19 protein-coding genes and 9 pseudogenes are annotated in these 24,735 nt (G+C 61.5%); 16 read left to right on the forward strand and 12 right to left on the reverse strand.

Translation table 11 applies throughout. The features are described 5' to 3' along the window. Positions 1-9: 9 nt before the first annotated feature. Together NKI96_RS14570 and NKI96_RS14575 are read left to right on the forward strand one after the other, a co-directional pair. Entirely contained in the window at positions 10-1,698 is a 1,689-nt protein-coding gene (locus NKI96_RS14570; protein ID WP_031198874.1) for an ATP-binding cassette domain-containing protein, read from the forward strand. Next, positions 1,695-3,017, forward strand: a complete 1,323-nt coding sequence (locus tag NKI96_RS14575; protein ID WP_023723907.1) for an HlyD family type I secretion periplasmic adaptor subunit — start codon at positions 1,695-1,697, stop codon at positions 3,015-3,017. The genes NKI96_RS14570 and NKI96_RS14575 overlap by 4 nt, the downstream gene beginning before the upstream one ends. A 123-nt stretch (positions 3,018-3,140) precedes the next feature. On the opposite strand, the gene NKI96_RS14580 is transcribed toward NKI96_RS14575, so the two are convergent. After that, positions 3,141-3,362 (reverse strand): hypothetical protein, encoded by a 222-nt coding sequence (locus tag NKI96_RS14580; protein ID WP_023708273.1) that lies wholly within the window; start codon positions 3,360-3,362, stop codon positions 3,141-3,143. Between the two features lie 137 nt (positions 3,363-3,499). Beyond that, the gene (locus NKI96_RS14585; RefSeq protein ID WP_023822796.1) at positions 3,500-3,889 is read right to left on the reverse strand and encodes a hypothetical protein; all 390 of its coding nucleotides are present in this window, start codon (positions 3,887-3,889) and stop codon (positions 3,500-3,502) included. 201 nt (positions 3,890-4,090) lie between these two features. Here NKI96_RS14585 and arsC point away from each other — a divergent pair. Both arsC and NKI96_RS14595 read left to right on the forward strand, forming a co-directional pair. Beyond that, positions 4,091-4,544: pseudogene (gene arsC, locus NKI96_RS14590) on the forward strand (arsenate reductase (glutaredoxin)). Positions 4,545-4,608: 64 nt separating this feature from the next. After that, positions 4,609-4,949: pseudogene (locus NKI96_RS14595) on the forward strand (NAD(P)H-dependent oxidoreductase); the annotation flags it as partial. Between the two features lie 2 nt (positions 4,950-4,951). On the opposite strand, the pseudogene NKI96_RS14600 reads toward NKI96_RS14595, so the two are convergent. Beyond that, a pseudogene (locus NKI96_RS14600) lies at positions 4,952-5,104 on the reverse strand (arsenical resistance protein ArsH); the annotation flags it as partial. 26 nt (positions 5,105-5,130) lie between these two features. Here NKI96_RS14600 and NKI96_RS14605 point away from each other — a divergent pair. The 3 genes and pseudogenes from NKI96_RS14605 to NKI96_RS14615 all read left to right on the forward strand — a co-directional run bounded on the left by NKI96_RS14605 (position 5,131) and on the right by NKI96_RS14615 (position 8,098). Next, entirely contained in the window at positions 5,131-5,451 is a 321-nt protein-coding gene (locus NKI96_RS14605; protein ID WP_023673340.1) for an ArsR/SmtB family transcription factor, read from the forward strand. A gap of 43 nt (positions 5,452-5,494) precedes the next feature. After that, a pseudogene (locus NKI96_RS14610) lies at positions 5,495-6,827 on the forward strand (NAD(P)-binding protein). A gap of 44 nt (positions 6,828-6,871) precedes the next feature. Continuing rightward, positions 6,872-8,098, forward strand: a pseudogene (locus tag NKI96_RS14615) (MFS transporter). Between the two features lie 281 nt (positions 8,099-8,379). On the opposite strand, the gene NKI96_RS14620 reads toward NKI96_RS14615, so the two are convergent. The 6 genes from NKI96_RS14620 to NKI96_RS14645 are packed head-to-tail and all read right to left on the reverse strand — an operon-like array spanning position 8,380 to position 14,446. Continuing rightward, positions 8,380-8,742, reverse strand: coding sequence for a EutQ-related cupin domain-containing protein (locus NKI96_RS14620; protein WP_023822801.1), 363 nt, complete (start codon positions 8,740-8,742; stop codon positions 8,380-8,382). Positions 8,743-8,745: 3 nt separating this feature from the next. Beyond that, positions 8,746-10,179: an NAD(P)/FAD-dependent oxidoreductase gene (locus NKI96_RS14625; RefSeq protein WP_352804936.1), complete on the reverse strand. Its 1,434-nt coding sequence runs from the start codon at positions 10,177-10,179 to the stop codon at positions 8,746-8,748. After that, positions 10,179-11,357: a M20 aminoacylase family protein gene (locus tag NKI96_RS14630; RefSeq protein WP_023820703.1), complete on the reverse strand. Its 1,179-nt coding sequence runs from the start codon at positions 11,355-11,357 to the stop codon at positions 10,179-10,181. The genes NKI96_RS14625 and NKI96_RS14630 overlap by 1 nt, the downstream gene beginning before the upstream one ends. Continuing rightward, complete coding sequence (locus tag NKI96_RS14635) at positions 11,354-12,163, reverse strand: ABC transporter permease (RefSeq protein ID WP_352804939.1); 810 nt, start codon at positions 12,161-12,163, stop codon at positions 11,354-11,356. Before NKI96_RS14635 ends, NKI96_RS14630 begins: the two co-directional genes overlap by 4 nt. After that, entirely contained in the window at positions 12,160-13,359 is a 1,200-nt protein-coding gene (locus NKI96_RS14640) for an ABC transporter permease (protein ID WP_023820706.1), read from the reverse strand. The genes NKI96_RS14635 and NKI96_RS14640 overlap by 4 nt, the downstream gene beginning before the upstream one ends. A gap of 31 nt (positions 13,360-13,390) precedes the next feature. Continuing rightward, positions 13,391-14,446 (reverse strand): ABC transporter substrate-binding protein, encoded by a 1,056-nt coding sequence (locus NKI96_RS14645; protein ID WP_023683358.1) that lies wholly within the window; start codon positions 14,444-14,446, stop codon positions 13,391-13,393. 121 nt (positions 14,447-14,567) lie between these two features. Here NKI96_RS14645 and NKI96_RS14650 point away from each other — a divergent pair, with 121 nt between their 5' ends. The 8 genes and pseudogenes from NKI96_RS14650 to NKI96_RS14685 all read left to right on the forward strand — a co-directional run bounded on the left by NKI96_RS14650 (position 14,568) and on the right by NKI96_RS14685 (position 21,388). Continuing rightward, entirely contained in the window at positions 14,568-15,902 is a 1,335-nt protein-coding gene (locus NKI96_RS14650) for an aspartate aminotransferase family protein (protein WP_352538258.1), read from the forward strand. Beyond that, positions 15,902-16,639, forward strand: coding sequence for a GntR family transcriptional regulator (locus NKI96_RS14655; RefSeq protein WP_352538259.1), 738 nt, complete (start codon positions 15,902-15,904; stop codon positions 16,637-16,639). Before NKI96_RS14650 ends, NKI96_RS14655 begins: the two co-directional genes overlap by 1 nt. Before the next feature lie 77 nt (positions 16,640-16,716). Further along, positions 16,717-17,745: an ABC transporter ATP-binding protein gene (locus NKI96_RS14660; RefSeq protein ID WP_352804944.1), complete on the forward strand. Its 1,029-nt coding sequence runs from the start codon at positions 16,717-16,719 to the stop codon at positions 17,743-17,745. Between the two features lie 31 nt (positions 17,746-17,776). Continuing rightward, positions 17,777-18,712, forward strand: a complete 936-nt coding sequence (gene kce / locus NKI96_RS14665; protein ID WP_023820709.1) for a 3,5-dioxohexanoate:acetyl-CoA acetone transferase — start codon at positions 17,777-17,779, stop codon at positions 18,710-18,712. Continuing rightward, positions 18,709-19,140, forward strand: coding sequence for an acyl-CoA thioesterase (locus NKI96_RS14670; protein WP_023723894.1), 432 nt, complete (start codon positions 18,709-18,711; stop codon positions 19,138-19,140). The genes kce and NKI96_RS14670 overlap by 4 nt, the downstream gene beginning before the upstream one ends. 679 nt (positions 19,141-19,819) lie before the next feature. After that, positions 19,820-19,927: pseudogene (locus NKI96_RS14675) on the forward strand (GNAT family N-acetyltransferase); the annotation flags it as partial. A gap of 471 nt (positions 19,928-20,398) precedes the next feature. Continuing rightward, positions 20,399-20,614 (forward strand): annotated as a pseudogene (locus NKI96_RS14680) (DUF736 domain-containing protein); the annotation flags it as partial. Positions 20,615-20,617: 3 nt separating this feature from the next. Further along, positions 20,618-21,388, forward strand: coding sequence for a lytic transglycosylase domain-containing protein (locus tag NKI96_RS14685; RefSeq protein ID WP_352804947.1), 771 nt, complete (start codon positions 20,618-20,620; stop codon positions 21,386-21,388). A gap of 318 nt (positions 21,389-21,706) precedes the next feature. Here NKI96_RS14685 and NKI96_RS14690 read toward each other — a convergent pair. Beyond that, a pseudogene (locus NKI96_RS14690) lies at positions 21,707-22,020 on the reverse strand (adenylate/guanylate cyclase domain-containing protein); the annotation flags it as partial. Between the two features lie 273 nt (positions 22,021-22,293). On the opposite strand from NKI96_RS14690, the pseudogene NKI96_RS14695 reads away from it, so the two are divergent. Next, positions 22,294-23,004 (forward strand): annotated as a pseudogene (locus NKI96_RS14695) (IS30 family transposase); the annotation flags it as partial. 185 nt (positions 23,005-23,189) lie between these two features. On the opposite strand, the gene NKI96_RS14700 reads toward NKI96_RS14695, so the two are convergent. Both NKI96_RS14700 and NKI96_RS14705 read right to left on the reverse strand, forming a co-directional pair. Continuing rightward, positions 23,190-23,795 (reverse strand): transposase, encoded by a 606-nt coding sequence (locus NKI96_RS14700; RefSeq protein WP_502900268.1) that lies wholly within the window; start codon positions 23,793-23,795, stop codon positions 23,190-23,192. A gap of 363 nt (positions 23,796-24,158) precedes the next feature. Continuing rightward, positions 24,159-24,629 carry a Ros/MucR family transcriptional regulator gene (locus NKI96_RS14705; RefSeq protein WP_023816091.1) on the reverse strand — a complete coding sequence of 157 codons (471 nt, stop codon included), beginning with the start codon at positions 24,627-24,629 and terminating at the stop codon, positions 24,159-24,161. Positions 24,630-24,735: the final 106 nt, after the last annotated feature.

A 24,735-nucleotide genomic window follows, 5' to 3' on the forward strand; every position in this document is an offset into this window, starting at 1 on the left:
GGTGTCCCGATGAACACACGAGGCAGGCGTCGGGATAGCGGCCCCCTCAGCGAAATGTGGAGAAAGTCGATACCCGGCCTTGCGGCTCTGGTGGTATTCAGCGTGTTTATCAATGTTTTGCGCTTTGCCGGCCCGCTCTATCTCATACAGATATTCGACCGGGTCATCTCGAGCCGCAGCGTTGAAACCCTTGTCATCCTGACCCTGGCTGCCTTGCTCGCCCTGGTAGCCGGCGTCGCACTGGAAACCATTCGCCGTCGCATGCTTTCGCGTTGGAGCGTATGGATCGAGCACCAGTTGACCAGCCAGTCCGTGAAAGCCGGATTGACGTCAGGTGTCGCCAATCCGCCGCTGCTGGCCAGCATCGAGAAAGTCGCGGGCTTTATTGAGCGCGGGCTATCTCCCTGGTTGGACGTGGTTTGGGCGCCGATTTTCCTGTTGTGTGTGTACTTCATCCATCCGATTCTCTTCCTGATCGCAATAGCAGCCACACTTTTGCTGATTGGCTTGGGCCTGTTGAAAGAAAATTTCACGCGAGAGCCCCGCCAAGCGGAACGTGATGCCGTCAAGCAGGCAAAAGAGGTGTTGGTCTCGGCGGATAGGCATAGAGACGTTGTCAGCGCGTTCGCAATGGCGGATGCGATCGCTGGTCGCTGGGGCAGGAACCGAGTGGACGGCTTCTTGCAACGAGACCGGCTCAACGCCCGCGGATCGAGCCTCGATGCTGCGATCCGGGTGCTGAACCGTAGCCTTTACATTATTCTGCTGGCCTCCGGCATATGGCTGTTCCTGAACGATCAAGCGTCGCTCGGCGGCCTATTTGCAGCCCGACTCATTGCCAATTTTGCCTACAGGATAGTGGGCAAGGCGGTTGGAGAGTTCAGAGGCTTCAGGGAAGCGCGGGAAGGATATGCAAAGATCAAGGCGGACCTTGCCAAGCCGTCGGACGGGGGCCCGTCCTTGCTGCCTGGAACTTCGCGCGGCACACTAATTCTTGATGAAGTAGCGTTCAGGCACGCGGGATCGCGAGAAGACGTATTCAGGAAACTGTCGCTGTCGCTGGCGCCAGGCGAGTTGCTATTGGTCATCGGGCGCGCAGCGACCGGCAAGACAACGCTCTCCCGCCTCCTGATAGGCTTGCTCAAGCCACGAACCGGACAGGTTCGCCTGGGAGACATGAACGTCACTCGGCTTCCGGATCATGTTAGAGCCGAGGCCATTGGCTATTTGCCACAGCAGGTCGAACTGTTCGAGGGAACCGTCGCCCAGAATATTGCCCGGTTTCAACAAAGCTCCATCGATGATGTGGTTTCTGCTGCAAAAATAGCAGGAATCCACCATGTTATTATTCGCCTGGACCAAGGCTATGACACAGTGCTTGACGACACGATCGGGCTGTCTGGCAGCGAACGGAAACGGATTGCGCTTGCAAGGGCGCTGTTTCGCGCTCCGAGACTTATCGTTCTGGACGAGCCATTCGCCAATTTTGACAGTTCGTCGAGAAGGGCGCTTGAAGCAGCGGTGAAAGTCATGAAGGGATCGGGATGCTCTGTAGTCATTACCATGTCGGGACAAACCAACCGTCTTGTCGGATTGATCGACCGGACGCTGATCCTGGGCGGCCGAACGCCTGAGCTCTCCGATCCCACGGAGCGCGCGGTTCGTTCCGTGAAAACTGAGTTGCGGAGTGTAAAGTGACAGTCCCGCTCGCCGTTGGCGCCAAACAACCCGGAGACGATCCTGCGCCCTTTGGTAAGAACTTCATTGTTCTCGGTTTCGCGATAATCGCAATTTTTTCGACCCTGACCGGCATGTGGCTTGTTGCGGCTCCAATCCAGGGCGCCATTGTTGCCAACGGGTTGGTGGAGGTAGCCTCAAACGTAAAGACAGTGCAGCATCTCGAAGGTGGGATTGTATCCGAGATATTGGTTCAGGAGGGCGATCGCGTATCGGCAAGTCAGGTCCTGGTACGACTGCAGAGCACTGCTTCTACGGCCGCTGCGAACGAGATCAAGGCGCAATGGTACGAGGCGAAAGCTACCGAGGCACGGTTGATCGCCGAGAGAGACGGCAAGGACTCAATCGAGATTCCGCCAGAGTTAAAGGAGCCCGGTAAAATGGCGGCCGAGGCTGTTTCCGGCCAGGAGAGTATCTTTCGAACACGTCAGACCTTGCTTCGTGAGAGACTTTCCTTGCTGCAGCAAACGACCGGAAGCCTGCATAAGGAGATAGAGGGCTATGAAGGGCAGGTGGCTGCGGCCACACGGAAACTGGAGTTGATCGAGGAGCAGCTGGGCGATGTTCGTGCCCTTTATCAAAAGAAGCTGGTGGTAAGGACGCGCCTGACAGATTTGGAGACTGAAAAGGCGGATGTGGGAGGCGACCTGAGCGGCTATATCGCGTCAATTGGCGTTGCCAGGCAAAAAATGGAGGAGACGAAGTTCAAGGTTGCTGAACTTAACGCATCCACGGCGGCCGACATTGTCGCTGAGCTTGGGGTGGTGCGTGCCAAGATATATGAATCCGCTCAACGAATAGCCGCCGCCGATGACGTGATGACAAGAACCGAGATCCGCGCTCCCATCGGAGGCACCATAGTGGGGCTCAAGATTCACACCATTGGCGGGGTGATAGCAGCAGGCGATCCTCTGATGGATATCGTGCCCGTCGACGACAACTTCGTCGTGATTGCCAACGTGGACCCGCTCGACGTCGACCAGGTGAAAGTGGGGCTGCACGCGACCATCTGGCTCAGCGCGGTGGGCAGGCGGTATCAGCAGCCCATGAACGGTGATGTCCGCACCCTTTCAGCAGACCGGCTGGTCGATCCGCGCACTGGCAAGGCATTTTATGCAGCTCGCATCGTTCTGACACCTCAGTCCCTGAAGGCAACGCCCGTGGCATTGCAAGCCGGGATGAACACACAAGTGATGATCGAGACTGGAGCGAGGTCAGCATGGGAATATCTTAGCGCTCCGGTCTACGCTGCCATGGGTCGGGCTCTGCGCGAACAATAGGATTGGCTATCGGGGCAGCCGTCGTTGGGGTGGATAGTGAGCGGTGCGCAAGCTCAGCGCCTCCACATCTTAAAAGATAGCGTGCACCTGCTGGGGTGAGAGAAGAGCCCATAAGCGCTAACTTTACACCAAGACGGCGCTTCTTGCAGCGGCGGATTGGCTTTTGCGCCGTCTTGGTGGATCGCAGACGTGACGAATGATTTCAGTGACGCGGGTGAGGATTTTTCCCGGCCGCATCACCATCAGCATGGCGTTGAGGATTTCAGAACGCAGGAGACTATGCAGCCTGTGGGCCTTTTGCGTGGCCTTCTCATCCTTGCGCTTGACGATGAGCCTTGTCGGCAAGGGCGCTTGCCTCGTCCCTTGCGACCCGAATGCTCCACGAGCACGTTCATCTCGCAAACCTCACCAGGCTGCATGGGCTCATAGATGGCGTTCCAGTCGACCCGTTGCCCGTCGGGCGTGGTCAGCCGAACACTGGTCTAGCCCGTGCGCACGATGAAGTCGGCACCCGCCGACACCACCTTTTCAAGGGATGGAGCGCGGGCGTAGCCGCGATCGCCAACAACAATGTCGCCTTGGCGTAGCGGAACACGCAAGAAGCTTTCACCCCCGCGCACGTCGCTGATCTCCAGATGCGTGAAGCGTGCGAGCGCCGGTTCGTAGGTGGCATGCACCCGCCAGTCCGTGCCGGCACTGCCAGGGCGCGAGATCGAACTGCCATCGACGCGCAGCCGGCGCCCCGTCGGCGCGGCGCTTTTGGCGCAAGCCTTTTGGAGCAAGGCGCCGGCAATGTCGCCGAGCCAATCGGCGGCTGCGCGCAAGCGCTTCAAAAGAGCAACGTCGGAAAGGCTCGCAAGAATGTCGGCCAAATGCAGAGGCCGTAGACCGCGGTTCCAAGAAGAACCCCGTCATGCAAACCCATGCCGCTATCGCCTCTGCCGATTAGCCAAGCCATTTGGGCCCGTTGACCCAGCAGCCGCGGTCGAAGTCGTCACCGATCGGGCTGAGTCGCGTGCCGGGGTTTATCGTTGCCGAATTGCTGGGAGCAAGCGTCGCCATGGCTTGGCCGGATGGCTGCTCGCCGAGCCCGAACCAGTCACATCAATGAAAGCATCACCATCTATCACAATCCCGATTGCGGCACTTCGCGCAACACGCTCGCCATGATCCGGCAATCCGGCGAGACACCGGAAGTCATCGAGTATTTGAGAACCCCGCCATCACGAGAAAAGCTCATTGGGTTGATCGCCGCCACGGAAACCACGCGATTTGCTGCGCGAGAAAGGCACGCCCTATGCCGAACTTGATCTGGTCAATCCCAAGCGGACCGACGACGAAATCCTTGATTTCATGCTGGCGCATCCGATCCTGATCAACCGGCCGATCGTGGTCACACCTCTTGGCGTGGTTCTAGGCCGGCCCTCGGAAGCGGTTCTCGACATCCTGCCTAATCCCGATATCGGGCCGTTCGTGAAAGAGGATGGCGAAGTCGTGGTCGACAACAAGGGTAAGCGCATTGGCTGAAAAGAACCACGCGGCCGATGACACGTTGCCGAACGTCGACGACGAGCAGTCTCGGCCGATCGAAATGCAGGCTCTGCTGGACGCGCCCCGCTCCATTCACAAACCGCGCGTGCTGATGCTCTACGGATCTTTGCGCGAACGGTCCTATTCCCGGCTCGCTACGGAGGAGGCTGCCCGTATATCCTGCGCCGTTTGGGTGCCGAGGTGCGTATCTTCAATCCCTCGGGCCTGCCGCTCCCCGATTCGACATCTGCCGATCATCCGAAGGTCCAGGAACTGCGGGATCTGTCGATTTGGTCGGAGGCCCAGGTCTGGTGCTCTCCGGAACGGCACGGGTCTATGACAGGAGTAATGAAGGCGCAGATCGACTGGCTGCCGCTCTCGATGGGCGGGATACGCCCGACGTCTCAGATTGACCGTTGGCTCACCCGCTTGGCGACCTCCTCCGCGCTTTCGACACGCTCCGAGTAGCGGTCCGTCAGGTAGGCGGAACGGTCGCGCAGAAGGAGCGTGAACTTCACCAGTTCCTCCATCACGTCGACAATCCGGTTGTAGTACGCGAGCTGCCACGGTTATTCCTATTTCCATGAAACTCGAACAAGCAGCATCCCAGCTTGAAAGCCTCGGAAATCCGACGCGGCTCCAGCTCTATCGCATATTGGTCAGGGCAGGGGACGAAGGACTGCCTGTCGGCAGTATCCAGGAGAGACTCGAGATCCCGTCTTCAACGCTGTCGCATCACCTCAAGCGGCTGGTCGATACGGGACTTGTCACCCAGGAGCGTCAGGCGACGACGCTGATCTGCCGCGCCAACTATCCCGGCATGAATGCGTTGATCGGCTATTTGGCTGACGAGTGCTGTGCCGACGCAAAATGTGCGCCCTCGACCACCAAAGTCGTCGCCTGATTTTTTGCCCGAATAATTCGAAGATACTGGAAGGATCGAACAAATGAACGACATGGCAGATCTCCCGGTGGCAGTGATCGGCGCGGGGCCGGTGGCTCTCGCCGCGGCCGCTCAACTGATCAGCCGTGGACTGAAGGTGAAGGTTTACGAGGCTGGTTCGCACGCGGGTTCGAACCTGTTGGACTGGGGGCACGTTCGCGTTTTCACGCCCTGGCGCTATTGCGTTGACGCGGTCGCTCGACGGCTGCTCGAGGGCCATGGATGGACAATGCCGGAGCTCGAGGCATTTCCCACCGCTGATGAGATGGTCAACCAATACATCGGCCCGCTCGCGCAGCTTCCGGAACTGGCACCGTCCATCGAGACCAATGCCCGCGTCATTGCCGTGTCCCGCTGGGGCGCCGACAAGGTCGTCAGCAAGGGGCGTGAACTGAGGCCCTTCATGCTGATGGTTGAAACCACGAGTGGACAGCGCCGGGATACTGCCCGGGCCGTCATCGATGCGTCAGGCACATGGCAAACACCGAACCCGCTCGGCGCCGGCGGCCTGTCCGCTGAAGGCGAGAGCGAATTCCGCGACCGGATCGCCTACGGCATCCCTGATGTCCTGGGCCGGGATCGCGACCTCTACGCTGGCCGCACTACACTCGTGGCGGGAGCCGGTCATTCCGCTGCCAATGCCTTGCTGGAACTGGCCAAGCTGTCTGAAAGCGCTCCAGGCACCTCTGCAATCTGGACGACACGCAGCACCGACCTGGTACGGATCTACGGTGGCGGCGATGCTGACGCTTTGCCCGCACGCGGTGAACTCGGCTCCGAAGTCAAGGACCTTGCCGAAAGCGGCCGCGTTCGTCTTGTGACCGGCTTTGCCACCACAGTTATCCGTGAGATAGATGGTCGCCTGCTTGTGGACGGGCAAACCAAAGATGGTGTTCTGACCATCGGTCCTGTCGACAGGATTATCGCGGCCACGGGCCAGCGCCGGACCTCGCTCTGACCCGGGAGCTGCGGCTCGATCTGGATCCATGGCTTGAAAGCGTAAAGGCCCTCGGCCCTCTCATCGATCCCAACGAGCACTCTTGCGGGGACGTCCCCCCGCATGGCCACCGTGAACTCAGCCATCCGGAACCGGGGTTCTATACGGTCGGAATCAAGAGCTATGGCCGTGCGCCGACGTTCCTGCTGCTGACGGGCTACGAGCAGGTTCGCTCCGTCGCTGCGGCGATCGCCGGTGACATGGCGGCGGCCGATGCCGTTCAACTGGTGCTGCCGGAGACCGGCGTCTGCAGTGCCGGCATTCCGGCTCAGCTTCGAAAGGCTGCTCCGGTGGCCTGGCGGCCGAGGCGGTTGACGCCTGCTGTGTCGCGGACGCGTAAGCGAAGGAGGGTGGCAAGGCTGGCTGCGGCTGCAGCGCCGCGGCATGACCTTTTCGCCTCAGCCGATTGCCGTCGTGCGCGGGCGTCGCACGATCATCACGACGCTCGGCGTGACACAGATCATGGCGTGGGCATCATCGTATTATCTCCCCGCTGTTATTGCGCCGTCAGTCGCTGCGGATACAGGCTGGCCTCTGCCCTGGGTCCTCGGAGGCCTGTCTCTCGGATTGCTCACGGCGGGAGTTATCTCGCCGCGTGCCGGGTCTTCGATCCAACGGCACGGTGGCCGCAACGTTCTGGCCTTCAGCGCTCGCTGCATCGGGCTCGGCCAGGTCGGACTTGCGGTAGCCCCCAATCCGGCCGCCTACATCGTCGCGTGGCTGGTTATCGGCCTCGGCATGGGGGCAGGTCTATACGACGCTGCTTTCGGCACCCTTGGCCGGCTCTACGGCCATGGTGCGCGCTCTGCTATCACGACGCTCACTCTGTTCGGCGGCTTTGCGAGCACGATCTGCTGGCCGATCTCGGCCTTTTTGCTGGGGGAGATAGGGTGGCGCGGCACGTGCCTGGCCTACGCCGCTGTCCAGCTCTGCCTCGCCTTACCGCTTTACCTTGTGATCTTGCCTCGCGGCCTGCCGCAATCGCTTGTCAAGGCCGCATCGAGTGCGGCAGTGACGCCTGCTCTCCAAACCGGCTCCAATCTACCGATCATGGTCGTGCTCGCCTCGACCCTGACCCTTGCCGCCGTGATCTCCTCGACCCTGTCGGTGCATCTGCTGACGATCCTGCAGAAGGGCGGCATGACGCTTGCGGCGGCGGTGGGCTTGGAGCCCTTGTCGGTCCGTTCCAGGTGGCTGCGCGGACAATCGAGATGGTGATCGCACGGTTCCATCACCCGATCTGGACCAAGTTCGACTTCGGTGACCTTCGTTGCGATCGGGGTGTCTGCTCTCTGGCTCGGCATGCCGATCGTTCCGTTGGCACTCGCATTCTACGGAGCAGGCATTGGCCTAGAGTCCATCGCGCGTGGAACACTCCCGCTCGCGATGTTCGGCTCTAATGGCTACGCCAAGCTGATGGGCCGCCTTGCCATGCCGAGCCTGATTGCCCAAGCGGCGGCGCCCTCCCTAGGCGCGTTGCTTCTAGAGCGCTTCGGTGCCTACGGCACACTGGCGACACTTTCCGCCCTTGCGCTGATTAACGTCGCCCTGGCATGCGGTTTGGGTTGGCTGATTTTCAGTCGACGGAATTTTCAGGTGCAACCGCAATAGTGTGGCTAGCGGTGGCGGTTTCGCGCTAAACTTGTTCACATTGTCCGCGAATGATAGCGAGAGAGCGCTACCGCCTTTCCCCCCACTAGTCGAGCTACCGGTTCCTGCTTAGGTGGTGCGGGTGAGCTGTGTCGCTGCTATCTGCCGCCAGACATGCGCGCCAGCATGACATATGATGAAAGTGACAACCCGAGGAGTGGGAGCCGGAGTCGATGTCTGGACGTCCGGGTTCGGAACTGCGCTGCGGATGGCCAACGCATGGAGAAGGAGTGCCTGTCAGTTCAGGGTTCTACCGTTCCCTGCCGTGCTGCCCAGTCGAACGGGTAAAGGCAATAGAAATAACCGGTCCGTTCGGTGGCGATGTATTTCAGATGGGTGCCGTTGGGCAGCCACACGATGTCGCCCGGATTGCACTCATGGCGGCCATCGTCAAGTTCGATCGTCAAGGTGCCTTCGTGGATGAACAGCACCTCGTCATAGGTCACGGTCCAGTCGATCGAGGCGTTCTCGAGATACTCGATGCCGCCGCCCATTGTCCGACTGATATCGGCATTGATCACGCGGGCAATCGAGGATGTGCCGGTCGGCGTGACCGACGGCTTCAGGGTCAATTCGCTGTGCTTGAATATCTTGGCCTTGGACACAGTTCATCCTTTCCTTGCGCGGAGGTTGGCTTTCGAAGGGGTGACGCCTGACGGGGCCAATCCCGCCAGCCATCTGGTCACGAGGCCGGGCTTGCGGCCGGCATGTTCGAGATCGTCGCGCCGCCGCACCGCGCCGCGGACGAAATGCGCGCCGACAAACCGGAATGGTTCTGGTGGAAAGCCTCGCGTCACGGGGCGCACGAGCACCGAATGGGTGAGTTCGGATTCCCCGCCGGTCAACAGGCTGGTCAGGATCTTGCCGCCAAGATAGGCCACCGTCGTGCCGTTACCTGAAAAGCCGTAGCCGTAGACGATATCGCTGTTGGCGGGAAAGGCGCCAAACAGCGGCACGCCGCTGACTGTCCGGTCGATCGGGCCGTTCCACGAAGTCTCGAGCGGAAAGTCGGCGAGCGCCGGGTGACCGTCCCGCAACGCGCGGCGCATGTCGGCGACCCGCGGCGATGGACCGTGAAAACGCCGATCGACGACGCCTCCGAGGCCGATGACGCCGCCACTGACGCCGACAGACAGGCGGCCATCGCGCGTCGGCGACCACCCTCCAACGAAGACGCGGGAATCGATCATCAGCGGCGCACGGCGGTAGCCGACCTTGTCGAGAAGGTCCGGAATGGGTTTTGACATGGCGTCGTCGCTGGAGATGTTGAAGATTGCCGGCGCCAGTTCCGGAATGGAGCCTGACCAGGCATTCATGGCAAGCACGATCTTGCCGCAGGACACTGTTCCTTTCGCCGTTTCCACCGTGAGCTTGCCCCGTCGGGAAAACCGCTTCATCGGCGACTTTTCATAGATCCGAACGCCGCGCTTTAGCGCTGCCCGACGCAGGCCGCGCACCAGGAACCCTGGATGCACGGTTGCCGACGACGCATCGAACGCGCCGCCGAGGTGGCTCGTCGTGCCGGCCATCGCCGCGATCTCGTCGCACGAAACGCGTCGTGCAGGCACGTAGCCATGCGCCGCCAGCTTGTTCAATGCGTCGTCCCATGCCCCCAGCTGGGCTTCGCATGTCGCGCCCCAGATCCAGCCGATGCGATCGAACCAGCTGTCTATTCCCTCGGCCTTGCAGAAGGCGTCGATGCCGCCGATCGCGGCTTCGGACGCCTTGATGATCGAAAGCGCATCGTTGCCCTCGCGCAGCGCGGCAAGCGCGCTGTATTTCGTCCATGCCGAAAGTACCATTCCGGAATTGCGGCCGCTCGGGCCACCGCCGCAAATGTCGCGCTCGATAATGACAATGTCGAAGTCCGGATTGTGCTCCTTGAGGCGAATGGCGGTCCACAGTCCGAGATAGCCGCCGCCGACGATGCAGATGTCGGCCTGCGTCGCCTCTTCGAGCGGAGGCGCAAGGTTCGGGTCCTCGGGCAGGGCTTGCCGCAGCCAGTGGCTTCGCCAGACGATGTCCTTTTCCGGCAGCTGCATCACGATGCGCCTGCCGCGGACAGCCGGCGCTCCACCAGCCTGACCCAAAGGCTCGCGCCGATAGGCAGGATAGCATCGTTGAAATCGTAGTTGGTGTCGTGCGCGGCGGCCTGGTGCGCAGCGTCCGCCTGGCCAAGCAGGAAATAGCAGCCCGGCCGCTGTTCCAGCATGTAGCAGAAATCTTCAGAACCCATCTCGGGAGGCGGATCGATGACGAGACTTGCCGGTCCCATCACCTCGTTCACAATCGCGATCATCGCGTCGGCTTGCGCCGCAGTGTTTATCGTCGGTGCGAAGGGCGTTTCGTAGCGGATGTCGACGCCGGCGCCAAAAGCTTCAGCTTCGTTTTTCGCGATGCGGCGGATTGCCGACTCCAGCGCCTTTTGAACCTCATGGTCGAAGGTGCGCACGGTGCCGGTCAGAAACGCCGTATCGGGGATGGTGTTGAAGGCTTCGCCTGCACGCAGGCTGCCAACGGTGACGATTGCGGGAGAATGCACATCGGTGACGCGGCCGGGCAGGGCTTCGATTGCCAGCAGGATGCGCGCGGCGATGGGGAGTGGATTGATCGCCAGATGCGGCATCGCCGCATGGCCGCCCCTTCCGTGGACGACGATCTCGAAGCGATCGGCCGCCGCGGCCACCGTTCCGCGGTGGACGGCGATCTCGCCGAGCGGCCGTTCGCAATTGTGCAGCGCGTAGACTTCATCGCAGGGGAAACGCTCGAAAAGGCCCTCGTTCAGCATGGCAAGCGCCCCACCTCGACCCTCCTCGGCCGGCTGGAAGATGAAATGCACCGTGCCGGCGAAGTCGGGCGAGCGAACAAGCGCCGAGGCTGCGCCGAGCAGCATAGTGGTATGGCCGTCATGGCCGCAGCCATGCATCCGCCCGGGGGTGCGGGACGCATGCACCAGCGGCCGTGCCTCAGTCATCGGCAGGGCATCCATGTCGGCGCGGATGCCAAGGCTGCGACCAGCGCCGAGCCTGCCCCTGAGCGTGCCGACGACACCTGTGCGTCCGACGCCTTCGGTCGTCTCGATGCCCCACGCGCGCAGTTTGTCCGCCACGAAACGGGCCGTCTCGAACTCTTCGAAACCGAGCTCGGGATTGGCATGGAGATGCCGCCGCCACGCCGTCATCTCGGTCTCGAGTTGCTGCACCGACGGAACCAGTTTCATGCCGATGCCTTTGCGCGGAGAGCTTGCGAGCGGCTCTGCAGGATGGCGATGACCCCAAGCAGGATCGCCGAGAAAGCGATCAGCAGCACGGCGACGGCCGCGATGGCAGGGCTGATGGACTCGCGAACCCCGGAGAATATCATGCGGGGCAAGGTTCGCTCCGCGCCCGTCGAGAGGAAGCTTGCGACGACGACTTCGTCGAAAGAAATGATGAAGGCGATGATGGCTCCTGTAACGAGGCCCGGCGCTATCAGCGGCAGCACCACCTTGAAGAAGGTGCGCATGGCGCCGGCGCCCAGCGATGCCGCCGCACGAACCAACGTCCGGTCGAAGGTCGAAAGGCTGGCGACGACGGTGGTTAGCATCACAGGCACGGCCATCGCCGTGTGCACCAAAATGATCGATAGTTTGTTGCCAACGAGTCCCAGCGTGGCGAAGAATGAAAAGGCCGCGACGCCGACGATGACGACCGGCGTCACCAAAGGCGCGGCGATGATCGCGTAGAGGATCCGTTTCCCGGGAAAATCACCCCAGGCAAGCCCGATCGCCGCAGGTATGCCGAGCAGCAAAGCCAGAACCGTGGTGGATAGCCCGATGATGACCGAGTTCCACAGCGCGTTCGGCCAGCGCTCGTCGACCCACAGTTCGGCATACCAGCGCAACGACCAGCCCGGCGTCGGAAATGCCAGCGAATTGCTCGAGGTCAGCGACATGGGGACCACGATCAGCAGGGGCAGGATGATGAAAGCCAGCAACGTCGCCGCATAGGCATACATCAGCCATTTCCGGAAGCGGTCGGCGCTCATGCGACATGCGCCTTGCTGCGGAAGAGGACGGATGCCGTCCAGAACAGGAACGCAAACAATACGAGGATCATCAGCAGTTGCAGGGAAAGCGCTGCGCCCATGCCCCAGTTCAGCGTGCTGTTGGTGTAGAAGGCTATGTAGCTGGAGATCATCTGGTCTGTCGGCCCGCCGACAAGCGTCGGGGTGATGTAATAGCCGAGAGCGAAGACAAAAACGATCGCCCCGCCGGACAGGATCCCGGGCAGGATCAACGGCAACTGGACGCGGCGCCACGCCGTGAGCCACGGCGCGCCCAACGACAGCGCCGCGCGCATGTAGGTGGTCGGAACCCGCCGCATGACGGCGACGACGGAGAGGACCATCATGGGCAGCAGAACCTGAACCATCGCCAGATACAGCGAAAAGCGAGTGTAGATGAGGTCGAGGGGTTCGCTGACGATACCCAATCCGAGCAGTGTGGAATTCACGGGACCGTTCTTCTGCAGCACGATGATCCAGATGACGGTGCGCACCAGCAGCGATGTCCAGAGCGGAAACAGGACCAGCGCGAACATCAGCTTCGACCAGGCAGGCGGCGCGCTGACGATCGCCTGCGCCAGCGGCACGGCGAGGACCGCGCAGATGACCGTCACCACCATGCTGATCCAGATCGTACGCAGCAGCGCGTCGACGAAGATGGCGCGGTCGGCCGAAACGGCTTCGATCGAATTGTCCGCGCCGCGCTTCAGGTCGAGGCTCGCAAGCAGATAATAGTCCGTTCGCGCGCTTTGCTGACGCGCTATGACCTGCCAGAGATCGATGTTTTTCCAGCCGGCCTGTTTGGCGAGCACCTCGTCGCGCACGGGGCGCATGCCGAGCTTGCCGTCGGCCGCATCCTTTGCCGTCTTGATGACGAGGAAACGGCTACCGACAACGCGCTGGTTCACGAGTTGCGCCAGGACGCCTTCCTTCCCGGCGCGCCGCGCGTCGGCCAGGTCCTCGACGAGTGCTGCAAAGACGGGTTCGCCAGGCAGGCCGCTCTCTGCTTTCCAGCCGGCCAGAGCGGCAATTGTGCGCGGCAGGTTGTTCGAGAAATCCGAGTTGTCGACGGCCAGAGCGAGGAAGCGCGCCACCGGCCACAGAAACAGAATGACGACGAATAATATAAGCGGAGCCGTCAACAGGGCGAGCATGCCGCCCCGTTGGCGTCGCTTCATAGCCGGTTTTGTCCCGACCAACATGCCCAAGTTACTTCGCGAGCCAGGCCTTGAAGCGTTCTTCCAACGCTTCCTTGTGCTCGGTCCAGAAGTCGTTGTCATAGGCGGCGCCGTACTGGAGGTGCTCCGGCGACGTCGGCAGGTTGGCCTTCCAGTCCGCGGGAATGAGGTCGGCGGCTTCCTTGCGGCCGGTGCCATAGGCATAGAGCTTGGAGAAGCCGGCCTGGTTTTCAGGGATGGAGAACCACTTGAGGAGATCCAGCCCCCCCTGCTGGTGCGGTGCGCCCTTCACCACGGCCCAGTAGTCGGTGCCGTAGAAGAAGCCGGCGTCCCACGCGATGGCGTAGGGCTTCTTCTCGTTGATGGCTTCGTTGGTGATGCGTGCATTGAACGCGTCGCTGAGCGTCACTTCGCCGCTGTCGAGGTTCTGGATGCCCTGCGTGGTGGTGGACCACCAGACGACGTTCGGCTTGATCTTGTCGAGCATGGCGAAAGCCCGGTCGACACCTTCCGGCGTGGCCAGCACCTTGTACATGTCTTCGCGTTTCACGCCGTCGGCCATGAGCGCGTTCTCCAGCGTGAACTGCGCTTGCTGGTAGAGGCCGCGCTTTCCCGGAAATTTCTCGACGTTCCAGAAGTCCGCCCAGCTCTTTGGCGCTGCGTCGCCCTTATAGACATCCGTGTTGTAGGCAAGAACCGTTGCCCATGTGTCGGACGCGACACCGCATTCGTGCAGGGTGCCTGGAAGATAATTCGCCGCGTCGCCGGTGATCTCGGGCGTCAGCGGGACGAACAGGCCTTCGGCGCAGCCGACTTCCATGGCGGGCGCTTCCACCGAGACGACGTCGTAGGTAATGTTGCCCGCCTGCACCTGGGCACGCACCTTGGCGACCTCGCCGCCCCACTCTTCCATGACGATCGGGACGCCCGTCTTTTCGGTGTACTTGTCCCAGACTCCATCCTTGTAGGCCTTGTCCCATGTACCACCCCAGCCGACCACCGTGACGGGATCGGCCGCGGACGCGGCAAAAGTCGAGGTCGCGAGGCAGATCGCGGCGGCAGATACGGCTTGCAGATAAGTCCTCATCGCAGTTCCCCTTTCCTATTCTTGTCGATTTGATCAAATTTCAAACGCAAAATGGATTGATTAGCAACAGGAATTTGCGATAGAGTGAAAAAAAGTTAAAAAGACAAGGAGATTTGATCGAATGCTGAAAGGCACTAGAGACGTGCGCGCCAATGTCAGTCTCGCTGCTGTTCTGGACGAGGCGCGACAGCGTTTCGCTGACGCCAACCCGAACAGCCTGGCGCGTCAGAACGAGGCCGCGGCATCGTTGCCGGGCGGCAATACGAGGGCTGTACTTTGGTACCCGCCATTCCCTGTTTCGTTCGTCTCCGGCCAGGGCTGCAGGGTCACCGATCTCGACGGCCATACCTATGTCGATCTGGTCTCGGAATACAGCGCCGGCTTCTACGGCCATTCCGACAAGGCGATTTCGGCGGCCCTTGTGGACGTCATACAGGGCGGCATCATGCTGGGTGCACCCAACCGCTACGAGGCGCGCCTGGCAGCGGCGGTGGTCGAACGTTTTCCAGCCATCGAGCGCGTGCGCTTCTGCAACTCGGGCACCGAGGCGAACATCATGGCGATTTCCGCCGCTCGCGCCATCACGAAGCGTTCGAAGATACTCGCCTTCCGGGAAGGCTATCACGGCGGCGTACTGACTTTTGCGCATGGCGGCTCACCGCTCAATTTGCCTTTCCCCTTTGTCTTCGCCGACTACAACGATAGTGCAGGCGCCGTGGCGCTCATCAAGGAACAGGGCGGCGAGCTTGCCGCCGTCATCGTCGAGCCGATGATGGGCGGCGGCGGCTGCATCCCGGCCACCCGCGAGTTCCTGCAGGCGCTGCGCACAGCGACGAAGGAGACAGGCGCGCTGCTGATCTTCGACGAGGTCATGACCTCGCGCCTCGATTATCGAGCGCTCCACGGCGCTCATGAAATTTTTCCCGATTTCGTGACGCTCGGAAAGTACATCGGCGGCGGTGCGAGTTTTGGCGCATTCGGTGGACGCGCCGACCTCGTCGACCGCTTCGATCCGGCTTTGGCTGGTGCGTTCTCGCATGGTGGGACGTTCAACAACAATATTCTCAGCATGGCTGCTGGTTTCACCGGTCTGACGCAGGTGCTGACACAAGAGGCGAGCCGCGCCATCAATGCGCGCGGCGATCGCTTGCGTGAAGCGATGAACGTCTCCCTTGAACGACATGGCGTCGAGGGGATCGTCATAGGGCGCGGGTCGTTGATGAACCTGCATTTCGTCAGGGGGCCGGTGGACACGCCGGCGCGGCTCGACGATGCCGATCCATCGGTGATTGCGCTGTGGCATATCGAGATGCTGTTGCGAGGGTACTACGTGACGCCGCGCGGCATGCTGGCGTTGTCACTGCCATTTGGCGACGCCGAACTCGACGGCTTCGCCGCCGCATTCGACGATTTCCTGTCGAGCAACCTCAAAATACTGCCCCGCCGGACAAACTGATGCTCGATCGCAAGGATGCCACCGCTGGCTCGGCCGCGCAAAAGACAGCTCATGTTCGTGTCCATACGGGCTTGAAGGAAGCACTGATGAACGGTGACTTCCTGCCCGGCCAAAGACTGGTCGTGCGACAGCTTGCCGAACAGTACCGGACCAGCGCCATGCCGGTGCGCGAGGCCTTGCGGCAACTCGTCAGCGACGAGGCGATGTTCGACCACCCAAACCGGGGCGTCATCGTCCCCGAGGCCACGGTGGCGCGTATTTCGGATCTCGTGCGTGTGCGCTGCAGCGTCGAAGGGACGGCGGCCGAATGGGCTGCGACGACCATCACGCCCGAAGAACTCGATGAATTGGCGAAGCTGAACAGGCTGATGCGCGAGTGCGTCGAGAGCAACGTCATGGCTAACTATCTCGGCCTGAACAGGCGCTTTCATTTCACGATGTACCATGCCGCGCGATCACCTCTCATCCAGCAGATCATCGAGAAATTGTGGCTGCAGGCAGGACCGTTTTTGAACATCGTCCGCTCGGACGTGACCTACGGCCTGGGCCTGGACCATCACGACGAAATGCTCGCCGCGCTGCGTCGCGCCGATGGCGCGGCTGCGCGCAAGGCCCTGGTGGCCGATCTGCGCGAGGCCGCCGACATCATTCTTCGCGCCGCGGCGGCGGCTGAGGCGCAGCCTGCTCGCAAGCGCCCGGCCTCGGTACGCCGTGATCCGAAGGCGCAGCCGCGGTGATGGGCGGATCTCCGCGTGGGCCGGTTCACGTCGAGTTTCGCGGCGTCAGCAAGCGCTACGGGCATGCGGTCCAGGCGGTGCGCCAGCTCGACCTGGAAATCATGCGCGGCGAATTCCTGACGCTGCTAGGCCCTTCCGGGTCCGGCAAGACGACGGCGTTGATGATGCTGGCAGGATTCGAAGATACGACTGAGGGCGAAATTCTCATTGACGGTCAGCGCATCGACAACGTTCCCGCCAATCGTCGCGGCATCGGCATGGTGTTCCAGAACTACGCGCTTTTCCCGCACATGACGGTCGCCGAAAATCTGGCTTTCCCGCTCGAGGTCCGCAAACTTGGCCGCGAGGAGGTCAGGCGACGTGTCGGGAACGTTCTCGACATGGTCCAGTTGCCCGAATTCGGCAATCGGCGGCCAGCGCAGCTTTCGGGCGGGCAGCAACAACGCGTGGCGGTTGCCCGGGCCCTGATTTTCGAACCAAATCTTGTCTTGATGGACGAACCGCTTGGCGCCCTCGACAAGCAGCTGCGCGAGCAGATGCAGTTCGAGATCAAGGATATTCACGCCCGGCTGGGCGTGACCTTCGTCTACGTCACGCACGACCAGACTGAAGCGCTGACCATGTCGGACCGGATCGCAGTGTTCAGCGCCGGCCGCATCGAGCAACTGTCGACGCCGCGCGAACTGTACGAGCGTCCCGCGGCGAGCTTTGTCGCAAGTTTCATCGGCGAGAGCAACCGCATGTTGGGTGCCGTGCTGGCCGGGAGCGAGGATGGCGGCGTATCCGTCCGCCTCGACGGCGGCGACGTTGTGTTGAACGCCATGTCCTGCGGTGCTGCGCTTTCTGCGGGTGTCAGGGTGACGCTGTCGATAAGGCCCGAGCGCCTGTCCGTTCTGCAGGACGGCGTCACGGCGCTCAACGAGATTCCGGCGACGGTCGTTCAATCAATCTACGTCGGCGATCATGTCCGGCTCGTCGCCGCGACCGCGAGCGGCCAGAAATTCATCGTCAAGCTTGCTACTTCGTCGTCTCAGCCGAAGCTCGATCCAGGTACGGCGATCCGGCTGGGCTGTGGTCGTGAGGATTGCCTCGCGCTCGATAGATAACAACAAAAGGCAGACAAGGGAGACTCTAACCATGAAGAAATCGCCGAAAGTCGTCATCACCTGTGCGGTCACCGGCTCGATCCACACGCCGACGATGAGCCCGTATCTGCCCATAACGCCGTCAGAGATCGTCGATGCCGCCGTCGGCGCAGCCGAAGCCGGCGCGTCGGTGATCCATCTGCATGCCCGCGACCCCGAGACGGGCAAACCGACCCCCGATCCCAAGCTCTTCATGGACTTCCTGCCGCGCATCAAGCAGCAAACCAACGCGGTGATGAACATTTCTACCGGCGGCGGCCTCAAGATGACGCTCGACGAACGTCTCGAAGCCGCTCATGCCGCCAAGCCCGAGCTCTGCTCGCTCAACATGGGGTCGATGAATTTTGCCTTGCACCACATCGCGCCAAAATACACCGAATGGAAGTTCGACTGGGAAAAGCCTTATCTCGAGGACACCAAGAACGGCATCGTCTCCAACACGTTCCAGCAGATCGAGCGCATCATCGTCGAGGTCGGCCAGGCCTATGGGACGAAGTTCGAGTTCGAGTGCTATGATGTCAGTCACCTCTACACGCTGGCGCACTTTCTCGACCGCAAGCTGCTGAAGCCACCGCTTTTCGTCCAGACGATCTTCGGACTTCTAGGTGGAATCGGCTCTGACCCCGAAGACATGATGCATATGCGCAGGACGGCGGAGCGACTGTTCGGAGACGACTATCTCTGGTCGATCCTTGCCGCCGGCAAGCATCAGATGAACCTTTGCACGATGGGAGCGATCATGGGCGGCAATGTGCGGGTTGGGCTGGAAGACAGTCTCTATGTCGGCAAGGGCGCGCTTGCCAAGAGCAATGCCGAGCAGGTCGCCAAGATCAAGCGAATCCTTGGCGAACTCTCGCTTGAAATAGCGACGCCCGAAGAGGCGCGGCAGCTGCTGGATCTCAAGGGTGGCAACGAGGTCGGGTTTTGACCGCGCCCGGCATTGAAACCTATGTCGGCGTCGTGCACCCTTGGATGTGCGACGCGATGGGCCATCTCAACGTTCGTCACTACGTCGCCATGTTCGATGATGCCAGCTTTCAACTGCTGGGCAGGATTGCCGCTCCCAATCTAACGCCGACTCTCGGCTGGGCGGACGTCAGGATGGAGATCGACTATGCGCACGAAACCGCGGTTGGAACCTTGGTCACCATTCGCTCGGTTGTCGAAAAGGTTGGGAAGTCGTCTCTGACCTATCTGCATGAAATGCGCGGCACGCTCGACGATGTTCTGTATGCCCGTGTTTTGACGGTTACAGTACGATTCGACCTTAGTTTACGCAGCAAGATCGACCTTGAGGCGGATGCGCGTCATGCGGCGACAAGCCTTCTGAGGGCTGAAGGCGATACACGTCGATAACGATGCCGGGTAGGCGGGTTTGCATCTGTCCTCCAGCGCACCACGATATTCTCCGTGGTAGATGGAGTCGTGCGACGGCTGCGGAATCCGCCACGCGGTTCTTCGAAATCTTGGCAACCGCTTCGATGACGCCAACGGTCTGATCGTCACAAGCGCAACGTTGCGTCCGCGCGATCGGTGCTTCGGTCGGCATGAAGCCGGTCGGCCGCGACAACGATGCTTATCAACCAAAGCATGAAAATCTCCGCCTGCGGCTTTGGCGCAAAATACGCGGACCACCGCGAACGGGGACAGTCGGTCCCGCGTCCCGTCCTGCGGCCGGCGCTATGCTGACGCTCCTACGGCTGTCCTGTTCACCGCCCGCGGCGGGGGCGAATTTCCTCCGTCCTGCGCGCGACAACCGTCACTGTTGCCGATGCGCGCAGGACTGCGGCTTATACGCCATTTTCCTTTGAGCGCCGACGGTCGCCGGCGCGGGGATGCTTGGGCATGGAATCGAATCCCAGGCAGGGTATTGAATCGGGCTATGTATCTGAATTCCACATGTCGACTGTAGATGGCACCCTAGCAAAAGGCGCACACGGCGCAGAGACTCAGAATCGACCCCGACTTATCCGCTGCCGGAGTTTCGGCCATTCCAGCTTTGCACATCAACAGACGACATACCGGTGGGCGGAGATTGGTTATCTGGCTTTCGCCAAGACTGCAGCGAACACGCGCAGCATCGGAGGCGATTTTTCTCCTGATGCAGCACGCTTTTGACGAACTCGGCTACAGGAGGCTGGTATCGCGTTGCCAAGCTTTGAATACAGCTTCACGCCGCGCGGCGGAGCGCTACGGTTTCAAAGCAGAGAGGGTTTGGCGCGCCGCAGCCGTGGTCAAAGGTTGGCAACGCGACGTTGCTTGGCACTCAATGCTCCTCGAAGAATGGCCATCGCATAAGGCCGCCCTTTTGACATGGCTGGATGACGACAATTTCGATGCTAGCGGCAGTGCTCGCTCAGCACTCGCCAGGCTCCGAGAACGGACGCAAGCCTCAAAAAGATATTTCACTTTAGCCCGGTGCAGTGCACCGCCGATCCGCGCCAAGAAGGCGCGCTATCATGAGGATGCTCGCTTCCGGGAACGTACCTGCCGCCGCCGGTGCCGACGGCGGAGGAGGAGGAGAGGCCCGACGACTGGACGAAACTGCCTCTGCCTTCCCGTCCGCAGATTGGTGAAGCCACATCGGCGCATTCGGCCACACATGACGACACAACCTGACTACCGCATTCACGCCGGAAACGAGGACGGCCCCGAGATTGGTGCCGGCTGGAAACGCTTCAGCGAAAAGGCCGGAGACTATGTCTCGATCCAGCTCGACGACCCGACCTTCGCGCAGCCGATACGCGCCAACCTCTTTCGCAATGGCGACGACAAGACGTCCTGGTCGCTGCACTGGGCGCGCCCGCGCGACCGTAGCGAGAAGGATTGAACGATGCGCGCTCGCCGTCCGTCGACGAGCCATCGCGGTGCGCCCGGGCCGCTTCGCGCTGCCTGGCGCATGGCTCTGCTCCTCCTTTGCGGCCTGTCCGTCGCGACCGTCATGCCGGCGGCAGTGGCGCAGGACCTGGCCGTTGCCCGGTCTTCTCAACGCGATCCGTTCGGCGCGCATATCGCAGAAGCCTCGCACCGCTTCGGCGTCCCGACCGCGCTGATCCGCGCCATCATGCGCAAGGAGAGTGCGGGCGATATGCGTGCCGTCTCCAGCGCAGGCGCCCGCGGCTTGATGCAGATCATGCCCGGAACATGGGATGACCTGCGCGCCCGCTGGTCGCTTGGCCGCGATCCATTCGATCCCCGGGACAACATCCTGGCTGGAACGGCGTACCTGCGCGAACTGCACGATCGCTTCGGCTCTCCGGGATTTCTGGCCGCCTACAATGCGGGACCTGCACGCTACCAGGCCTACCTCACTGGGCGTCCGTTACCGGCCGAGACCCGCGCCTATGTCGCCGCATTTGCGCCCCTGATCGGTGAAAGCGAGGGTATGCGCCCTTTCGCCGTTACGTCTGTCGAGGCCATTCCCTGGAAGCGCGGCTCGCTCTTCGTCGGTCAGCCGGATCGCAAACAAGCTGTCGCTCGGGTGCCGGCCGAGCGACCACCAAATGACGCGAGCTCTGCGCCCACCGTGCGCGATGTGTCCGCCATCGTGCCGCTGTCCGAAGGCCTCTTCGTGGCGCGAGCGGGCGAAGGGATACAGCCATGAGCGCACATGGGCGTCTTCGCGCAACCGCAAGCTCCAGCGCACCATGGCGTGGGTGGAGGCGGAAAATGTGCAGAACAACCGGAAGATGGCGAGATAAAAGGCCGCGAGGTGCGGCGTCGATCGGTTGTGCTGTTTCAATAGGTTATGTGGCATTTCCGCGAGGTGCGAACATGTGGCGCACCTCGCCGGAACACCGTTTCACCTGTGATTTCGGTGCCTTGAGACGATGTGCGGATCTTCACGATGACTGACGAGGATGGTTTCCGCATCCGGCCCGGCCGCATCCGCTCGCCCAGCGCCCAGCCCGGGCTTGTGGGAAAGCCGATCCAGCGCGTCTCGAAGCGCAATGGCGGCATCGCCACGCTCGTCCGCGGACATCAGTCCCGGTTCAAGTTCCAGCCTGAAGTGCGGCAGCTCGGTTCGAACGGCGCGACAAGCGCCCGCTAGATTGGCCTTCAGATCGATGACGCGGTAGGTGGCGACGGGATAGGCGACCCCCTTGACCTTGACGTGCCCCAGCTCCTCACAGCCGATCGTGTTCTTCACTTGCGCAATCGTCTCGTAGGAGATGACGACGGCCCCCGGTGGGCCTCCTGTTCCAGGCGCGACGCGAGATTAACGGCGCCGCCAGCAAAGCCAAAGCTCAAAGAACCCCTTGCCAACGGAGAGCCGTCCCTACACGGCCCCATTTCGGTCATTGGAAAATTGGCTGCGAATGATCGGTCTAGCGATTTATCGGCCCTTCCCGGCCTCAATCATTGCTCGCCGTTTAATTAGCCACAATGTCAACATGGTGCGCCCACCAGATTCTGGCCGGGCTGCTTCGGCGTGAACGGCAGCTTTGCGCCGGTGGGTTCAACCGGTCACTGCAACACCTTTAATCTGAGAGGATTGGGAGGTGTCGCATGGTGACGTCACGGATCTGGTTTACCCCGGAGCAGAAGGCCGAGCTTTGGGAGCGGTGGAAGCAGGGTCAGAGCATTTCATCGATCTCGCGGGCACTAGACCGCCGGACCAAGGGCGGCGTTCAGCGGATCGTATCCTTACACGGCGGCATTGCTCCGTCAGCAAGGCGTAGAGCGGCCTCGGCGCTCGAGCTGGGGGAGCGCGAAGAGATCTCTCGCGGGATTGCGGCAGGTCTTGCCATCCGCGCTATTGCACGAAGTCTGGGGCGATCCCCATCAACGATCAGTCGCGAGATCTCGCGCAATGGCGGTGCCCAAGCTTATCGAGCAACCCGAGCCGACAAGCAGGCTTGGCAGCGCGCGCTTCGCCCGAAGCAATGTCGCCTGGCATGCTCTGGACGGCTAAGGTGGCGGGTGGCGCAAAAGCTGGCACTGCAATGGTCGCCGGAGCAGATTGGGGGTTGGCTGAAGCGAGCGTACCCAGGCGATCCAAGCATGCGGATATCTCATGAAGCGATCTATCGCAGCCTGTTCATCCAGTCGCGAGGGGTGCTCAAGAAGGAGCTGACAGCCCATCTGCGCACCAAACGACAGATGCGCCTCGGCAAAGGTGCACAGAGCAACCGAACGGGGCAAGGTCAAATCCTCGATATGGTCTCCATCCGCGAGCGTCCCGCCGAGGCGGAGGACCGTGCCATCCCAGGTCATTGGGCATAGGCGCTAAGATAGCTTTGGCATGGACTGAAACTTGCGCTTTCGTGGTGGCTCACGCCAGCGATATCGCAAGGCACGGAGATTCCGGCGCAGGGTTGCCAAGGGAGGTTGAGCGAAGATCGCTGCGATCAGAGAGGCGACGATCTGGCGGGTGGCGCGCCACAGTAGCGGGCGCCCGTCGCTCAAGGGGGAGAGACACCCAACTCCTGCGAGAGGGGTTCGGTCACAAGCGCGATGAGGAAGTGTGCAAGGATCCAAGGCTTTGCGATCCTTGGGTCTTTGGCGGGAGGAGAGCGCAGCCCGATCAGGCTCTTCAGGCGCTTGAAGGCGAGTTCGATGCGCCAGCGCATGCGGTAGAGCTTGAAGACCGTATCGGCGGGAAACTCCTCCCGGTCAAGCGAGGTCACAAGCAGGACGAAGCCGGCCGCAATCAGCGTCTGCGGTTGAACCTTGTTGCCCTTGGCCTTGGCTTCCTTGTTGATTTTGCGCCGCGCTTCTTGTGCCGCGGCCTCGGATTTGCGCAAGGCGATCAGGCGCATCTTCACAGGCTCGCCCTTCTTGAGTGCCAGCCGGGCAGGCGTTTCGCAGACTTCCTCCCGGCAGTTCTCCAGGTAGCCGATGAGATCGAACGCCCTGCCGTTGGCGTCGAGCCATCGCGCGTTTTTCCACGACGCGCGCACAACAACATCGCCGCCTTGCGCCATCACCTTTGCGATCCGCTCGGCCTGCAGATAGGCGCGGTCACCGATGCGGATCTCGCCCGCCACCACCGGCACGCGGTCGATCAACTCGGCCTCGCTCTGGTCGGTGATCTCGATGAAGTCGAACTGCTCGCGCTCAAGCTCGAAGGCGCAGTGCATGCGCCAAAGACCATTGCAGCCTGCCATGACCGCCCTCTCTCAGCCAATTTGCAGAACTCTCAGCACACTACCGGGCAGGACCTTTTCCAACGCATTGAATGTATCTCTCGAGGCAACAATCCCTGCGTTTCCACGGAGCCGCCCGCGAGAGGTTGACCATCCCTTTTGGGGTGGCGTCCTCGACAGCGGCTGCCTTTGAACAGGAGGTAAGGGTTCATCCAATCAGAAAACGATCAGCCCGCGCCCCTGCAACAGAACGCGAGCCTTTTGAGCAAAATAGCCCCGATGTCATCAGCTGGTCTTGATGCCGATCTTTCGGCGCTTCACTGGCGCCGCTTCAGGCTCAGGCGCTACGGCCTTCCGTCCCAGGCCGATCGCCTTCGCCATCGCCGATCGCACCGCGGCATAGTTCGGCGCAACCATTGGGTAATCGGAGGGCAGGCCCCATTTCGCCCGGTACGCATCCGGCGAAAGATCGTAGTGAGTGCCAAGGTGCCGTCTGAGCGATTTGAACTTCTTGCCGTCTTCCAGGCAGATGATGAAATCGGGCGTCACCGATTTCTTGATCGGGACTGCGGGTGTAGGCTTCTCTTCCGCTTTGGGTGGGAGTGCTCCCTGCAGCTTGCTGATCGCTCCATAGGTATCGGCAATTACCCGGGCGAGTTCTGCGACTGGAACCGGGTTGTTGCTGACATAGGCGGAAACGATGTCAGCTGTCATCTCCAGCAATTCCGTGTCGGAGTTGATAAGATCTTCAGGCATTTGGGCCAACCCTTCATTTGCTCTTCAGTTGCCGTAGCCCCGATCTACGTCAGCAGCCTCGCTACAGCAAAGCGCACCGGGTGCACAAGACAAGAAGTTACAAAGA

The sequence above is a fragment of the Mesorhizobium sp. M0292 genome (genome assembly GCF_040321695.1).
Lineage (GTDB): Bacteria > Pseudomonadota > Alphaproteobacteria > Rhizobiales > Rhizobiaceae > Mesorhizobium.